This window comes from Actinacidiphila rubida (assembly GCF_900110255.1).
Taxonomy (GTDB): domain Bacteria; phylum Actinomycetota; class Actinomycetes; order Streptomycetales; family Streptomycetaceae; genus Actinacidiphila; species Actinacidiphila rubida.
Genome location: NZ_FODD01000080.1, coordinates 1 through 15,821 on the forward strand (window position 1 = coordinate 1; position 15,821 = coordinate 15,821).

Annotated in this window: 12 protein-coding genes and 2 pseudogenes; 7 read left to right on the forward strand and 7 right to left on the reverse strand. The window is 69.1% G+C overall.

Translation table 11 applies throughout. From position 1 onward, the window contains the following. Positions 1-635: pseudogene (locus BMW99_RS37820) on the forward strand (IS5 family transposase); the annotation flags it as partial. A gap of 4 nt (positions 636-639) precedes the next feature. Here BMW99_RS37820 and BMW99_RS37825 read toward each other — a convergent pair. Next, entirely contained in the window at positions 640-855 is a 216-nt protein-coding gene (locus BMW99_RS37825; protein ID WP_069464114.1) for a hypothetical protein, read from the reverse strand. A gap of 124 nt (positions 856-979) precedes the next feature. On the opposite strand from BMW99_RS37825, the gene BMW99_RS37830 reads away from it, so the two are divergent. Continuing rightward, a complete protein-coding gene (locus BMW99_RS37830; protein ID WP_069464115.1) occupies positions 980-2,164 on the forward strand; it encodes an IS701 family transposase in 1,185 nt (394 codons plus the stop codon). A 337-nt stretch (positions 2,165-2,501) separates the two neighbouring features. Continuing rightward, positions 2,502-2,810, forward strand: a complete 309-nt coding sequence (locus BMW99_RS37840) for a hypothetical protein (protein WP_245791790.1) — start codon at positions 2,502-2,504, stop codon at positions 2,808-2,810. A gap of 144 nt (positions 2,811-2,954) precedes the next feature. On the opposite strand, the gene BMW99_RS37845 is transcribed toward BMW99_RS37840, so the two are convergent. Next, a complete protein-coding gene (locus BMW99_RS37845) occupies positions 2,955-3,974 on the reverse strand; it encodes a DNA polymerase Y family protein (protein ID WP_075018375.1) in 1,020 nt (339 codons plus the stop codon). Continuing rightward, positions 3,971-7,447 (reverse strand): DNA polymerase III subunit alpha, encoded by a 3,477-nt coding sequence (locus BMW99_RS37850; protein ID WP_069462315.1) that lies wholly within the window; start codon positions 7,445-7,447, stop codon positions 3,971-3,973. Before BMW99_RS37850 ends, BMW99_RS37845 begins: the two co-directional genes overlap by 4 nt. A 443-nt stretch (positions 7,448-7,890) precedes the next feature. Here BMW99_RS37850 and BMW99_RS37855 point away from each other — a divergent pair, with 443 nt between their 5' ends. Beyond that, positions 7,891-8,370, forward strand: a complete 480-nt coding sequence (locus tag BMW99_RS37855; RefSeq protein ID WP_245791793.1) for a hypothetical protein — start codon at positions 7,891-7,893, stop codon at positions 8,368-8,370. Between the two features lie 529 nt (positions 8,371-8,899). On the opposite strand, the gene BMW99_RS39700 is transcribed toward BMW99_RS37855, so the two are convergent. Together BMW99_RS39700 and BMW99_RS37870 are read right to left on the reverse strand one after the other, a co-directional pair. Further along, positions 8,900-10,870, reverse strand: a complete 1,971-nt coding sequence (locus BMW99_RS39700) for a SpoIIE family protein phosphatase (RefSeq protein ID WP_176735403.1) — start codon at positions 10,868-10,870, stop codon at positions 8,900-8,902. Positions 10,871-11,355: 485 nt separating this feature from the next. Further along, entirely contained in the window at positions 11,356-11,865 is a 510-nt protein-coding gene (locus tag BMW99_RS37870) for a hypothetical protein (protein WP_245791791.1), read from the reverse strand. A 323-nt stretch (positions 11,866-12,188) separates the two neighbouring features. On the opposite strand from BMW99_RS37870, the gene BMW99_RS37875 reads away from it, so the two are divergent. Both BMW99_RS37875 and BMW99_RS43280 read left to right on the forward strand, forming a co-directional pair. Beyond that, positions 12,189-13,418, forward strand: a complete 1,230-nt coding sequence (locus tag BMW99_RS37875; protein WP_079138222.1) for an ISL3 family transposase — start codon at positions 12,189-12,191, stop codon at positions 13,416-13,418. Then, on the forward strand, positions 13,397-13,759 hold the full coding sequence (locus BMW99_RS43280; RefSeq protein ID WP_176735404.1) for a transposase: 363 nt from the start codon (positions 13,397-13,399) through the stop codon (positions 13,757-13,759). Before BMW99_RS37875 ends, BMW99_RS43280 begins: the two co-directional genes overlap by 22 nt. Positions 13,760-13,782: 23 nt before the next feature. On the opposite strand, the gene BMW99_RS37880 is transcribed toward BMW99_RS43280, so the two are convergent. Then, the gene (locus BMW99_RS37880; protein ID WP_218108385.1) at positions 13,783-14,298 is read right to left on the reverse strand and encodes a hypothetical protein; all 516 of its coding nucleotides are present in this window, start codon (positions 14,296-14,298) and stop codon (positions 13,783-13,785) included. 151 nt (positions 14,299-14,449) lie between these two features. Between BMW99_RS37880 and BMW99_RS37885 the strand changes: the two genes are divergently transcribed. Next, a complete protein-coding gene (locus BMW99_RS37885) occupies positions 14,450-15,367 on the forward strand; it encodes an aminoglycoside phosphotransferase family protein (protein WP_069462318.1) in 918 nt (305 codons plus the stop codon). A gap of 62 nt (positions 15,368-15,429) precedes the next feature. Here the strand turns inward: BMW99_RS37885 and BMW99_RS37890 are convergent. Beyond that, positions 15,430-15,785: pseudogene (locus tag BMW99_RS37890) on the reverse strand (transposase); the annotation flags it as partial. Positions 15,786-15,821: the final 36 nt, after the last annotated feature.

Below are 15,821 nucleotides of genomic sequence, written 5' to 3' on the forward strand. Positions count from 1 at the left end.
AGTGTGCGCGCTCACCATCACGCGGCCGGCGCCCGTAAGGAGCGGCCATCCGCACTGTCCGCCCCAAGGGGGGACGAAGCAACGGAACACCAGGCCGAGCCTCCGTGGCAGAACCTCGTCGACCGGCTGGTGGAGGTGGTGCAGGAGGCGAGGGACTGGGCCGCTCGCGGGGTGGCTTCACCAGCAAGGTCCACCTGAGCGCCGACGGCCGTTGCCGCCCTCTGTCCCTTCTCGTCACTGCAGGCCAGCGCGGCGACAGCCCCCAGCTGGAGTCGGTTCTGGAGAAGATCCGCGTGCCCCGGCTCGGACCAGGCAGGCCCCGCAAGAAGCCTGACAGTGTTGCCGCGGACCGGGCCTACAGCAACCGGCCCTGCCGGGAATACCTGCGCCGTCGCGGCATCCCGCACACGATCGCGGAGAAGACCGACAGCCAGGCGGCCCGCCTGCGCAAAGGTTCACGCGGCGGGCGGCCACCCGGCTTCGACGAGGACCGCTACAAAAAGCGCAACACCGTCGAGCGGGCCATCAACAAACTCAAGAACCACCGGGCTGTGGCCACTCGATACGACAAACGCGGGTACGTGTTCCTCGGCACCGTCACGGCGGCCGCCATCGTCATCTGGCTGAGGGCTTGACCGTTCACAGCACGAACGGCTGGTAGGCCAAAGCCTGGTCAACGACTTCCGCTGCTGTCGGCTCTGGCCTGTCCCTCGGCCAGAAGATCAATTCAGCAACGTAGCCAGTCGGGCAGCCGAGCCCCCTGTCGAGCTCGTCTAGCACACGCTGCGTTTCGTCTTCGTCGTATTCAACATTCATGACGTCCTGCACCAGCCTGACCGCTGCCTCGCGCGTCATCTGCAACTGAACCCACCCTTCAAGCGCAGAGGCACCCTACTCAAGCCCAAGATCGGCCGGACAGCTCCTAGTACTGCAACGGTCTTTGTGGTGACGGGTGGGCAGGTCGGTCGTTGATGTTGTCGTGGGTGGGGTTCTTGCTGAGGTCAGGTCGTGGGCTGGTGAGTTGGGTGCGGTGCACGAGCGGTTCGTGCACCGGTTCAACCGGTCGGAGCCGCGGGAGTCGGCGCTTGCGTATATGCGGGGGCTGATAGCGCCGTTGGAGCGGAAGAACGGCTGGACACTGGCTGAGGAGGCCGGCCACGCCGGGCCGGACCGGATCCACCGGCTGCTGAACCGGATCGAATGGGACGCCGACGATGTCCTGGACGACGTGCGCGGCTACGTCGTGGAGCACCTCGGCGACCCTGACGCGGTACTGATCGTGGATGACACTGGCTTCCTGAAGAAGGGCATCCGTTCGGCGGGCGTGCAGCGGCAGTACTCCGGCACCGCGGGCCGAACCGAGAACTGCCAGGTCGGTGTCTTCCTCGCCTACGCCGCCCCACTCGGGCGCACCTTGATCGACCGCCGTCTGTATCTGCCCACGTCATGGACGGATGACCGCGAGCGGTGTCGGCGAGCAGGCATCGATGACGAGGTCGGCTTCGCTACGAAGGTCGCCATAGCCAAGGAGATGGTCCGCCGCGCGATCAGCGACAAGCTCCCCTTCCGCTGGGTGACCGCGGACGCCGGTTACGGCTACAGCAAGGGCTGGCGGTCCGAATTGGAGCAAGCGGACGTCTTCCACGTCATGGCCACCACACGGCACGACACCGTCGTCACCCGCCACGCCATCGACCACCCCGTCCACGACCTGTTCCCCGGCCTGCCACGACAGAAATGGCAGCGCCGCTCCTGCGGCGACGGCGCCCATGGCCCCCGCATCTACGACTGGGCCAGAGTCGAAGTCCGCCCCTGGCACCGGCCCGACCGCCGCCATTGGGTGATCGCCCGCCGCAGCATCGCCCGGCCCGAGGAGATCTCCTACTACATCACCTACTGCCCCGCCGTCACCACGCTCGACGAGCTCATCCGCGTCGCCGGCAGCCGCTGGGCCGTTGAGGAGTGCTTCCAGACGGCCAGGGGTGAGTGCGGCCTGGACGACTACCAGGTCCGCCGCTACGACGGCTGGCACCGCCACACCACCCTCGCGATGGCCGCCCACGCCTGCCTGACTGTCCTGCGCGCCCGCGAACTGGATCCCGGGACAGCAGAAACGGATCCTCCCAGCTCATCCACCTCAGCCTCGCCGAGATCAGACGGCTGATCCACTACCTCAACCACCGCCGGCCCACACCTATCGAGCACATCCTGCACTGGTCGACCTGGCGCAGAAGACGACAACACCAAGCCCGCACCAGCCACTACAAACGACGAGGCCACACCCCACCACAACCTGCCCACCCGTCACCACAAAGACCGTTGCAGTACTAGGACTGGTCCGGCCGATCATGGTTGTGGGCTGTCGGGCATGATGCCCGGGTGAGCGTTATCGCGAAGGTCTTCGTCGCGCCGGACGACGCGTCAGCGAGCCTGGCCTCCGGACCGGGCCGGGACGGGCATTCGAGTCGCTCTTCCTCGGCAACTTTGATCCCGAAGAGACCGTGGCCGCGTGGGAATGCCTTCTGACCGGCGGCAGCTTCGAGGAACTCATCGAGGCCGGTGTGCCCCGCATCGTCGCTGGCCAGGACAGCGACGGATGCGTCGTCTTCGCGATATCGCCTCGCCTGTCCACTGCGCTCGCGGACGCCGAGCACTCCAGGTTGAGCGACGTCGCCGCCTCGCGGACCCAACTGCGTGCGGAGGACGGCGAGGTCATCGACACTGAGATCGCCGAAGCGATCGTGAGTGATCTTGCTGCTCTTGCCAGTAGCGCCCGGCGCCAGAACCAGAGCGTCTGCTGGGTCGCGTAGGAGTTCAGGTTCGGAGCCATGTCGCGGCGGCCACGGCGGTGGCGGTGCCGAGGAAGGTGGCTCTGCCGATGGCTCGGAGACACTTGTTGCTGAGTTCGGGCGCACCTGTGGAGCGGACGCGCGGCGCCGGCCCGGGCCGCGCCGTCATCGTGCGGCCGGGTTCGGGGGAGTGGCCGGGTGGTTGGCGAGGGTGCCTGGTCGTACGGCGTCGTGTCCGAAGCGGCGGCGGGCTCGGTCGGATGCGGCTTCGATGGCGCGGGCGCGTTCGTCGGTGGGGTCGAGGAGCATCTGGTGGTAGGCGGTGTCTTCGTCGTCGAGGTGTTCGGCCCGTAGTGCGTAGGCGCGGACCCGGGCGCGTTGCAGGCCGAGGGAGTTGAGCATGCCGAGCGCTGTGGCGGCGAGGGCGGGGGAGTGGGCGGTGGGTTCGGGCAGGCGTCGGGTGCGGGTGCTGCTGGAGCGGTCGGCGTAGCGGACGGTCAGGGTCAGTGAGTTGGTGACCTGGTGGGTGTCGCGCAGGCGGATGCCGATCTGTTCGGCTAGGGCGAGGACTGCGGCGTGGTGCTGTGCGGGGTCGAGGCAGTCTCGGTCGAGGATGTGGTCGGCTGTGAGGCGTTCGGCGGGCGCGTGCGGGGTGACGGGGTTGATGTCGATGCCGCGGGCGCGGTCGGCCAGGGCGCGGGCGGGCGCGGCGCCGAGGATCCGCTGGAGGGTGGCGGGGGGCAGGTCGGCGATCTGGCCGATGGTGTGCAGGCCGTAGCGGGCCAGGGAGGCGGCGGTGGCCTTGCCCACGCCCGGCAGGGCGGCGACCGGCCGCGGCCGCAGCCACGCCGCGGCGGCTTCAGTGCGGTCGTCGACGTGGACGGTGCGTCCTGGGGGAGCGGCGGCCGCGGCCATGGCGGCGATCATGCGGTTGGGGCCGAGGCCGGCGCTGGTGTCGATCCCGAACAGCGCGGCGATCCGCAGCCGCGCCAGTTGCAGCACTTCGTAGGGTTCGCGGTCGAAGTAGCGCAGGGCGCCGGTGAGGTCGAGTTGGACGGCGTTGGGCGGGATCGCGACGATCTTGGGGGTGATGCCGTGGAGCAGGTCCAGGACCTCCTCGTAGCGGTCCTCGGTGAGAGGGCCGTGGAGGTGCAGGTGGGCGATGTGCCGTGGGGGGCTTGTCATCCGGCGCTCCCTTGGCTGCGGTGTCCGAGCCGGCGCACGTCAGCTGACCGGGTCCCGGCGGGCTGCAGATCGCTGTAGGGGTGCATCTTCGCGCCCGTCGAGGGGTCGGTGAGCGTGCGGTCCTTGCCGGGTTGGGCGGGTGTGGGCTGCGGTGCGTCCTTGCCCAGTAGTTCCAGTGCGGCTTCGGGGCCGCGGTCCCGGCGTACGGCGGCGACCTGGTCCAGGTCCCAGGCCATCTCGCCGACGACGGTGCGGCGTCGGCCGCGGACCTCGACGGTGCCGCGGACCAGCAGCAGCCCGGAGTGGAAGACGGTGTGCGCGCAGGCCTCGTGGGAGTCGTCGAAGAACGCCAGGTCCACCAGGCCGCTGCCGTCCTCGAGCGTCACGAAGATGACGCGCCTGCCGCTCGCGATCGGCGGGGTCTGCGTGGAGGCCCGGACGCCGGCGACCAGGACCTGCTGCCCGCGATGGATGCGCTGCAGGTGCACGGCGTCGGTCGCGCCGATCTCGCGGAGCAGCCGGTAGTGGTGCTCCATGAGGTGGTGGTCGACGTCCAGGCCGAGGACCTGCAACTGCGCGCCGACGCTCTCGCGGCGGCTCATCTCCGGCAGGCCGCTCGGTTCGCCGGCCCCCACCGGGCCGGTCTTGATGGGGACTTGGCCGCGGCCGGCCGCTCGCACCCGGGACTGCCGGTGCAGCTCGTTGATCTGCAGCAGCAGATCCCGCCTCGTCACGTTCTCACCGCGCAGGCAGTCGAGCGCGCCGATCTCGGCGAGACGCTCCGCGAGCGGCCGGGACGGATGGGCGCGCTGCCAGAAGTCCGACAGTGACCGGTAGGGCTGGCCGTCCTGGATCCGGGTCCCCTCTGGTTCGGTGATGCCCCGCACCCCGGCAAGCGCCAGGCGCACCCCCAGCCGCCGGTCGGTGTCGGGGCCGGTGGCCTCGATGCGGTAGGAGACCTGTGAGGTGTTGACGTCGACGGGCAGCACCGGGACACCGTGCCGGCGGAAGTCCGCGGCGATGACCCGCGGCGGCCACATGCCGGGGTCGGCTTCCAGCAGGCCTGCCAACAACGCTGCGGGGTGGTGGGCCTTGAGCCAGGCCGACTGCAGCGCGGGCACCGCGAATGCGACCGCGTGTGCGCGGCAGAATCCGTAGGCGCCGAACGCGCTGATGGTCTCCCAGACCTCGTCGCGCACCTGCTGGCTGTAGCCGCGGGCGGCCGATGTCTCGTGGAACCAGGCCTCGATCTTCGGCATCCGCTCCGGGTCGCCGAGCGCGCGGCGGGCGACCTCGCCGGCCGCCCGGTCGCAGCCGGTCATCACCGCGAACGTGGCGATGATCTGCTCGTGCCAGATCGTCACCCCGTAGGTGTCGCGGAGTACCGGCTCGAGGGCCGGGTGGGCGTAGGTGGGGTCGGCGCCGTGGCGGGCGGCGATGTATCGCTCGGGCATGCCGCCGGCCACCGGACCGGGCCGGAACAGGCTGATGTCGGCGATGACGTCCTGCGGATCGCGGGGCTGCAACCTGGAGAGCAGGTCCTGCTGGCCCGGAGACTCCAGTTGGAAGAGCCCGATGGTGCGGCTCTCCTGGATCAGCTTGAACGCGAAGAAGTCATCGAGCGGGACCTGCGCCTGGTCGTCGAGGTCGATGTGCTCGCCGCTGGTGCGCTCGATCTCGTCGACGGCGTGGGCCATGGCCGACTGCATCCGCACCCCGAGGACGTCGAGCTTCAAGTTGCCCTGGATCTCGACCTCTTCTTTCGCGGCCTGCAGCATCGGGTAGTCGCCCTGCGGGGTGGGCTGCACCGGCAGCCGATCCAGCAGACTCGCGTCGGAGATGATCACTCCGCACGGGTGCATCGCCATCCCACGCACCAGGGCGTCCAGGCCCTCGGCCAGCTCGAACAGCGGCCCGAACCTCCCCGTGTCCGCCTCGGCGGCAAGCCCACGCAGCTCCGGGAGCTCGGCCAGTGCGCTGCGGATGTCGCACGCCCGGATGTGCGGGAACGCCTTCGCGATCCGATCCGCCTCGAAGGGGGCGATCCCCAGCGCGAGCGCGGTGTCCCGGAGAGCGTGCCGGGCCCGGTACGTCTCGGGCATCGCGGTCACACCCACCCTGTGCCGGCCGAATCGGGTGAAGATCGCGTCGTAGCACTCCAGCCGCCGCTCACTCTCGACATCCAGGTCGATGTCGGGAAAGGAGTTCCGGCGCACCGACACGAACCGCTCGAACAACAGGTGGTGCTGCAGGGGGTTGGCGGTGGCGATCTTCAGGGCGTGGCAGACCATGCTGCCCGCTCCCGAGCCTCGGGCGGCGACCCGGATCCCCAACTCCCTGATGTCGGCGACGGTCTGGCCCACCGCGAGGAAGTACGGCGCGTAGTCCAGGTGCGCCACCACGCCCAGTTCGTACTCCAGCCGGTCCATGGCCGCGCGGTCGCGGTCCAGGCCGCGCTCCGCCATCCCGGCCAGGCTGCGCTCGCGCAGGAGCCGGTCCGCACCACCCGGTCCCGGATCGGCCCCCACGACGACTGCTTCGGGGAAGTGCCGCGACCCGATCCCCAGATCCCGCTTCGGGTCCGCCTGGCACACCTTCGCCGCGGCCGCGGTGTCGGCCAGCAGCCGGCCGGCCCGGCGCGGATCCATGCCGGCGCACTCCACGACCCGCTGCGCCACTGCTGCCATCTCCTCAGGGCCGGTCAGCCAGCGCCGCCCGGAATCCAGGTTCCGCGGGTCGGCCGGACGCAGCAGCCGCGCCGCATCCAGCACATCGGCGAGCCGGTGCTGGCCGGGGTCGGCGTAACGGACCGCGTTGGTCAGCACCGCCGGCACCCGCACCCGGTCAGCCAGCGCCAGCATCCGGGCAGCCAGCCTTAGTGACCCCGCACCCGTGCCCGGAGCGTCGTGGCAGACCACCTCCAGCCGCACCCCCTCACCGAATACCTCCCGCCACGGCACCAAGAACTGCAGGGCCTGGTCCTCACGTCCCGCAGCCAGCGCGCGGCCCGGCTCCGACATGGGTCCGAGCAGCGCGATCAAACCCTCACCGCCGAGCTCCCGCAGCGCGTCCCAGCCCACCTGGACCGGACGAGCCTTACGGGCGGTGCCGGCATGCGCAGCCGACGTGATCCGGCACAACCGCGCCCACCCGGCACCGTCCTGCGCGAGCAGCGTGAACCGCAGAGCCGGCTCGACCACGTGCGCGCCACCGCGATCCGGGGTGCGCCGTCGCGGCGCTGGCGCCCGCGGCGCCAGGGGTTCCACAGCGAGGTCGATGCCGAAGACCGGCCGGATCCCCGCGGCCGCGCAGGCCTGCGCGAACCGCACCGCGCCGGTCACCGTGTCGCGGTCGGTCAGCGCCAGGGTGTCCATGCCGCGCTCAGCCGCCCGCTGGACCAGCTGCTCGGGATGGGAGGCGCCGTACCGGGCGGAGTAACCGGACGCGACATGCAGATGGGCGTAGCCCGCCATGCCGCACCTCCATCACTCCACCCCATTTCATCCTAAAACCGAACAAAAACACTCGCACGTTCGTTCGAATGGCAGCGTACAGCCCACCCGACGGAACAGCGACGGGACACCACGGGCGTCACCCGCACGAGCGACCGCGCACTACACGCACGCCCGACACCAACTCATCGTGGTCCTCGCGTACTTGCCCCTACCAGGGCAAACATGCGAGAGCGCCAGAAGAGACCGACACCACATGCGGGCGAGGCTGGCCACGCTGCGGCACAACAGGCTCGCCCAGGCATGAGGCCCTTTACGCCCTCAACCAGAATCGCCAGACCCGCGCATCACTTCCAGCTACGGTACGAGCGCACCGTGCGACTCACGGTCAGCCGAGGAGGCATCCTGTGCCATCGCCCTGCGACCCCCAGCACGCTCCCGCCGGCAATGTGGGCGCCGCCTTGATGATGATCGACTCTCGGCTCAAATCCGTCTACGACGACCAGACCCAGCCCGACCCTAAACAGCAGGAGCTGATCGACCAGTACGCCGCATCCCTGGGGCCCGGCGACCTGGACGACATGCTGGACGGCGCGTGCACGATCATTTACATGTTCATGCAGTGGCTGCGGATGGCCTATGAAGACCACGGCAAGGACGCCCTCGAGTGCGTGGTCCCCAACCTCGTGGCCACGATGCGCATGATGCCCAAGAGCGTTCCGCCCGAGGCCATCCCCACCATGGCCGGCCTGCTCGTCGCCGCAGGCACCGGCCTCAGTCCCGGCCTGTGGCGCAAGCAGTTCGGGCAATGGAGCAGAGACGAGATGAACCCCTTGGAAGCCGTTTGCTTCCTGCTCGCGGAGCACATCAATCGCCTCACCGACGACCGTGACTTCGCCGCCCGCCTGATCGCCGAAGCTCTGTCGGGCATCGAGGGAGGCTGATACGCGGCCCTGGCGAACTCATCAGGCGTGTCCTGGTCGTACCGAGCCGGTCACGGTTGCCGGGTCGCTGCGATCAGGCTGACGTGTGGCCCCGTACCTCTCCCCTGAACCCGCCGGCCCCGCTGGGTCTTCTGTGGCCGCGGCGCGCTGCACCAACACGGCCGGATGTTCGAGCGTGCCAGCCCATTCCCATTTGGTTGGACGGCTGCGACGAGCACCGATCGGTGCTGGGGCGTGCGGTCCGGCAGTCAAGTCGACTCCCTACCGTCGAAGGCGTTGTGGGAGCCCCAATTGCGCATCCGCAAGCCGCGCGTGCGCCTCGTGCCAACGCCAGGAGCGGCGCCTTTTGCGATCAGCCGCTCGTGCCGGGCCACCTCCACGTTCTGGTCGGTGGTGGCCGTCGGGTCGGCGCCAGCGCCAGGTTGGTGACTTCGCGAGGGGTTCCGAAGACAAGTGCGACGCAGTCGTGCGTCGTGCCCGCGGCGTTTGAGTACAGCCGCACGGAGATTGCACGAGGACGCGGGCGCCGTCATGTGCGTTGGATGATCAGTACGGCCACATCGTCGAGGTGGTTCACCGCGACCGCGGCGTCGAGGACGCGGTCGGCGGTCTCCTCCGCATTCAGTCCGTCGTGGACCGCGCGCGCGGCCAGTTTTCCGGCTCGCTCCAGGCCGGCCTCCAGTGTCACGGCCGGCCCTTCGACCACGCCGTCGGTGACCATGATCAGCGCGGCGTTCCTGTCCAGCGTGAAGGTTCCTTCGGAGTAGTCGGCGTCGGGCAGGACTCCCAGCACTGGGCCGCCCGGCAGCTCGCGGACGTTGTGGCTGCCGTCATCGCGTGCGTAGAGCAATGGCACATGGCCGGCGCTGGCACCCGTGACGCGTCCGTCGCCCGGGTCGATGTGCAGCATGGTGCAACTGGCGAATCGTGGCGCGTTCATCGTGACGAGTAGGTCATTGGTGCGCGCCAGCACGGTAGCGGGATCCGATTCCTGGGCGGCGATCGCGCGCATGGAGGCGCGCACCTGTCCCATGGCTGCGGCGGCGTCCACATCGTGCCCCTGGGCGTCGCCGATCTCCAGGACGATGGCGCCGTCGGGCGTGACGAATGCGTCGTACCAGTCTCCGCCGATGTCGAGCCCGTCGCGGCTTGGTCGGTAGCGGGCGGCGACCTCAAGGCCCGGGAGGTGCTCGGGCAGTGTGGGGAGCATGTTCTGCTGAAGTGCCGTGGCCAGCTCGACTCGTGCCTCGTGCAGGCGGACGCGTTTGAGGGCCTGGCCTGCGAGATCGGCGAGGGTGTCCATGAGCGCCTGCTCGTCGGGGGACGAGTGGTGTTCGCCGTTGTAGGTCACCAGCCAGGCCCCAAGCGGCTGATCGCCGATCGGGCTGAGGGAGGCGATCGAGATGGCGAAGCCGGACTCGAGCTGGTCCAGGTAGGGAACCATGGCCCCGTGCGGCCAACGGCGGAGGTAGTCCTCCTGGCTGGCAATGAACTGCGGCTTGCCCGTGCGGATCACGTGGGGCAGCGCGCTGATCGCGTCCAGGGGCATGCCGTGCAGGGCGGCCACCGGTAGGGGGATGCCGGCATCGGAGGAGACACGCAGGTGGCCATTGTTGATGAGCGCCAGGGCGGCGCCGGTACCACCGAAGGTCGAGGCGAGTCGGGTCAGGACAACCTGCTGTACTTCCTGCTCCGTGGCTGCGGACATCAGGGCTGAGGAGAAGGCCGCTATGCCGTCGGCCCGTTGACGCTCAGCGCTCAGCGCGACCAATGCTCTGCGCCGGCGTACTTCTGCTTGGGTGTCGTCGCGGATTGCTCCATAGACCCGCTCAGGGCCGCCATAGCCCAAAATGAACCGACGGGCCCGGCAGGCCAGAGTGTGCCAGCTGTCGCGCTCGGTAAGGAAACGCAATCTGGTCCAGGGCGAGTGGGCTGTCGTGGCCGTCGAACGCATCAGCCGCCGCAGGGCTCTGCGATCATCAGGGTGGACCCGCCGAACCACTTCGTACAGCGACATGGAGGCTTCCTGGAACAGTGCCGCCAAGGCGGGAGCGTCACCCAGCCACTCCAGTTCGTGCGCCTGGTGCGAATACCTGCACAGGCCGAGGTTGGCAGCCTTGGCGGCCAGACGGAACGGGATCAACAGGCCACCCCGGTCGTTTCCCGCGTCCAACGAGCGCACCCACACCAGACGCCCGCCGCCTACGGGATCGTCCACTGACCGCGCCTGGACAAGGCAGACGACAGATGCCGCCCCCGGCCCGGGAAACTCCAGCACGCGCATCGCAACCGACTTGGTCGTGGCGGCATGGGTGACGAGACTGTCGATTGCAGTCAGCTGTTCCGCGGGGAACAGATCACCGAAGCCACGACCCACGCACTGCTCGGCTGGCCTGCCCAGCGTCCTGGCCATCGCCGCGTTGAGGCGGCGGACAACTCCGTCCAGGGTCAACAGTGCGGAAGGCCCATTCACCTGGAGAAGCTCATCCGAGGCGTCCATTGGCCGCTCACAACCCATCGCCGAGGGATATGACCTCGTCGTTCTTCATCAGTATCAGCCGCTCAGCAGGCCGCGTCCAACGGCAGTGGTGTGCGGTAGGGCGCAAAGCCGGGCCCCAGCCGACGTCAGACAGACTGCAGGGTGACCGCAACTGTGCCGGATGCCGTGCGCCGTGGCGGCGGACCGATGCGATCATCAGCCACGCTCGCGTGGCGGGTCAGCTGTCACACGGGAAGATCGTTTAGGACTTGTAGCAGGTGAAGGCGGAAACATGTCCGCCCTGCACCTGGAGGCGTCCGGATGGACCTGACCAACCCGACCCGTAACAGTGCAACCGCAGACCCAGCGGGCCCTTGGGCCCCGCGGCAAGCCCCGTCCCCATTCCGCCGGTGGCAGGTGTCACGCCTGGTCACACCCCTTGAGGCCCGCAGGTTCAGGGAAACCGAAGGATGTTCAGCGGTGACTCGCGGGTCGATCCGTGTGCATCAGCTAGGCGTATCAGAGGGTTCAGCGGGAACCGTGGGGTGGGTCGCGAGGCGGCGGGCTTCGGCCGTGACCTCGGCATCGACCTGGCCTACGGTTCTGTCGCCGTATTCGAGGACGTCGTACTCGTCGTCGAGTTCGGCGAGCCGCTCAGTCAGCGGCAGCTCATGTCCGTAGCGCTGATGAATCCGGAAAGTGAACTCCCGAGGCGTGAGCTCGCCGGCGAGCATGTGGCGTGCGAGGGCTCGGGCGGCGGCTTCCTGGCCGGCCTGACTGCCGATCGGATAGAAGGTGAGGCCAAGTTCGGCGAGTGCTGCGGGAAGCAGGTCGTGGACGTCGTAGTCCGCCTCGGCGCGCGTGCAGGCGGCGAGGATCCGAAGGCCGGGGGTGTCGAGCTCGGCGACGAGCGCAGCACAGGCGGCATCGACGACCTCGCTCGCGCGGATTTCCCCCATGCTCCAGAGGGCGGCACGGTCCTGTAGAGCGATTGCTGCTGCTTCGGCCGACGTCACTCGCCCATGATTCCCTTCACGGTGCGTCCCGGTCGAGCAGATTTCATCGAAGGTGCTGTTCAGCGGCCTGTTCCAGCAGGGCTCGTGCGGAGTCCGCGTAGGGCATCGCGGTCTTCTCATCGAGTCTGAAGACCTCGGCGAGGTGGAGCGGGTCGGGCCCGTGGGTCAGGGCCTGTTCGAGCTGTCGGACGGCCGCGGAGCGGCGCCTGAGTGCACTGCTGCGGCATGATGAGGATCTGTGAAATTGGCTCTGACCGGAAGTCCGTGAATGGCCAGGTCAGCGGTCTGCATGACGAATCGTTTCCTCGCGGAATCTCCATGGCATGGACCTGCGTGCGATCGAGGATGTGCTGTTTCCCGGGATCGATGTTGATTTGGAACGGCTGGTCGTCAGCCCGGATCTGCTGGTGGTCGAGGCGGCGGCGCGCGGGAAGTCGCCTCGGTGCCCGTCCTGCGCGACGCTGGGGAAGCGGGTGCACTCGTCCTACTGGCGGACCCTGGGCGAGCGGCCGGCGATCGGTCGCAGGCTGGCCATACGGCTGCGGGTCCGGCGGTTCTTCTGCGACCGCAAGCGCTGCGGCCGGCTCACCTTCGTCGAGCAGGTGGAGGGGCTCAGCGAGCGCTACCGCCGCTCCAGCATCGGGCTCAAGGGGTGGTTGCGGGCGGTCGCCATGGAGCTCGGCGGCCGGGCCGGTGAACGCCTCTGCCGTGCACTGCACCTGCGAGCCGGCCGCACCCGCCTGCTGGAACTACTGGAGGTACCCGAGGTCGCGGCCCGCGCTCCGAGGGTGCTGGGCGTGGACGAGTTCGCGTTCCGCCGGGGCCGCACCTACGGCACCGTGCTGGTCGACATCGAGGCCGGGACCGTGGTGGACGTGCTGCCGGACCGCACCTCGGAGACCTTCGCTGCCTGGCTGCGTGAGCACCCCGGGGCCGCGATCGTGTGCAGAGACCGTGCCACCGCCTATACGAAGGCCGTCAAGGAGGCCGCGCCGAAGGCGATCGAGGTCGCCGATCGCTGGCACCTGCTGCAGAACCTGGGCAGGGCGGTCGAGAAGACCTGTCAGCAGCACCGCGCCTGCCTGCGCAAACAAGCCGACCAGGACGAACCCCCGCAGGCCCCGGCCGTCGTGCTGCCGCTGCCCGTGTTGCCCTGGACGCCGATCATCGAGCGCACCCGCGAGCGCTACGCGGGCGTTCACCGGCTCGTGGAGCGCGACTGGACCGTCAGCGCGATCGCCCGCCACCTCCAGCTCGACCGCAAGACCGTCCGCCGCTTTCGAGACACCCCGCTGGACGAGCTCCTGGCCAGCGCGAAGGCCGCGACCAGCTCGTCCCGTTCATGCCCTACCTGCACGCCCGCTTCGCCGCCGGAATCACCAGCGGACGACGCCTCTTCGAGGAGATCAGCGAACGCGGCTACCAGGGCGGCTACTCGACCCTCACCGCCTACCTGCGCCGACTGCACGCGGGGACCATGGAACCGGTCCGCGCCGACATTCCCAGCCCCAGGCGCATCACCTCCTGGATCATGCGCCCCCGCGACTCGCTGAGCGAGCGCGACGAGGGACGGCTCCAGGACGTGCGGATCGCCTGCTCAGACATCGCCCGAGCCTGCGACCTGGCCCGATCCTTCCACGACCTGCTGACGAATCGACGTGGCCAGCTCCTCCTGGAGTGGATCCGCCAGGCCGAGCAGGATGCCCCAGGACCGGTCCGGTCCTTCGCCGGTTTCCTCCGCCAGGACCTCGACGCCGTCACTGCAGGCCTCACCCTGGAATGGAGCTCCGGAAAGGTCGAAGGCCACGTCAACAAGGTCAAAATGCTCAAACGCGCCATGTTCGGACGAGCCTCTTTCCGGCTCTTGCGGATCCGAATCCTCACCCACCCGTGAGGCATCCGCGGCAGGTCGTGCGGTCAGTCATCGGCCGCGACCAGGAGAGTCAGGACCCGCCGGTCGTCGTCGATGGCAACGAACTCGTGAAAGTCGATGTGAACACCGCCCCAGTCGTGGAAGGCATCACGGCCCAGGCCTGGCAGACGGTAGAGGCGGCTGGCCGAGTTCACCGCCGCGAAGAGCGTTGCTTCAAGCGCATCCTCCAGCGAGCCGGGAAGTCCGCCGTGCTGATTCGCCCACTCTGCAAGCACCTGCGTGGCCTCGGTGCGGGTGACCGGCTGGTAGTCGCCGGATTTGACCGCTCGAAGCCAGTAGGGGCCGTGGCGGGTGCCGCCGGGATCGACGCCGCCTCCGGCATAGTCGTGGCGGAACTGCTCGTGGGCGACGACGGCGGCCAGCAACCCGGAGTCCTGGCTGCCCGGTGGGAAGCGAAAGGACTTCAGGTCGACCCAACGGAACCCGTGGCCCTGACCATCGGGGAAGGGATGGTCTCGAAAGTTCACACAGGTCGGGCCAACGAAGTCGAGGCCAGTCACCGAGCCGCGTTACCCCGAGGCCGACGACGCACTGCGATGGCTTCACGGACTTCCGGTCAGAGCCCTGAATTTCCCCACCCCGCGCTGAGTGGGGGACAGACCTGCTGGTTGTGATTCCCCGGCGGCCGCCGTCTGACTACGGTTGCTCTGCATGACCCACACCGAGATCGAGGTCACCGCGGAGTTGGTCCGGGATCTGCTGCGCGACCAGCACCCTGACCTGGCCGATGACCCCTTGAAGCTCGGCGCCCGTGGTTGGGACAACCAGTTGTGGCGTCTCGGTGACGACCTCGCCGTCCGGTTGCCCTGGGCGACACAGTCCGCCGATGCGCTGCTGCGCAAGGAGCACGCCTGGCTGCCCGTCCTCGCCCCGCACCTTCCGCTGCCGGTCCCGGTCCCGCAGCGCGTGGGCGAGCCCTCCGAGCGGTTTCCGCGGCCCTGGCTCGTCACCACCTGGGTGCCGGGTGAGCCCGCCGACCGCGCCCCTGCCACGCGTGCTGCGGAGGCGGCCGACACCTTGGCCGCCTTTCTGACGGCTCTTCACCGACCCGCTCCCACCGGGGCGCCCGCCGGTCGTGACCGCGGGGGGCCGCTGGCCGACCATGTCGAGGGGTTCGCCAGGATGCTCGCCTCGGCCACCGAGATGGGGCTGATCCCCGACCCGGGCGCCGTCCGCGGGGTCTGGGAAGATGCCGCTGCCGCGCCCGACTGGGCGGGCCCGGCATTGTGGCTCCATGGCGACCTGCATCCGGCCAACGTTCTCACCGAGGACGGCATCTTCTGCGGCGTGATCGACTTCGGTGACCTCTTCGCAGGCGATCCAGCCTGCGATCTCGCTGCCGCGTGGATCCTGCTGCCGGATGGCGCCGCCGACCGCTTCTATGGGGCCTACCAGCCGACCCCGGACGCCGCGACCTTGCGTCGCGCCCGCGGCTGGGCGGTGTGGCGCGCCCTCGCCGGGATCCTCATCGGAGAGGCCGGCGTCCACGGCCGCCCCGGCGGCAAGCTCACCTGGGGCCCACCCGCCCAAGCCTCACTGCGACGCCTCATCGCGGCGGACCGCCCCTGAACGTCGGCCGGACGCTCAGGAGACAGGCCATCACGATCCTTCAGTGACACCTCACAACTGGGGAGCGAACAGCACCCCTGGTCGTTTCCACCGTCCTCATCAGCATCGACGAGTCGGTCGATCACCGGGTAGAGCCTTTTGGGGCCGGCTTGTCCTCGCCAAGGAACTTCGCCGTCTGCCGGACGATCGCCAGCTCGGTTTCCAGCTCATGGATCCGTCGGCGAGCGGCCCGCAACTCAGCAGATTCGCTCGACGGCGTTCCCGGTCGCCGCCCGTGGTCGATGTCGTCTTGCCGCAACCACTTTGACAACGTGACGGGATGGGTGCCGAGCTCCACCGCCGTCTGTTTGGCTTGCTTGCCGGCGCGGACCAGCGCGACGGCAAGCGCTCGGAACTCCGGAGGATAGGGACGAGGCATGACTGCCAGCCTTCCGTGAAGGGCTGTCAGTTAGCC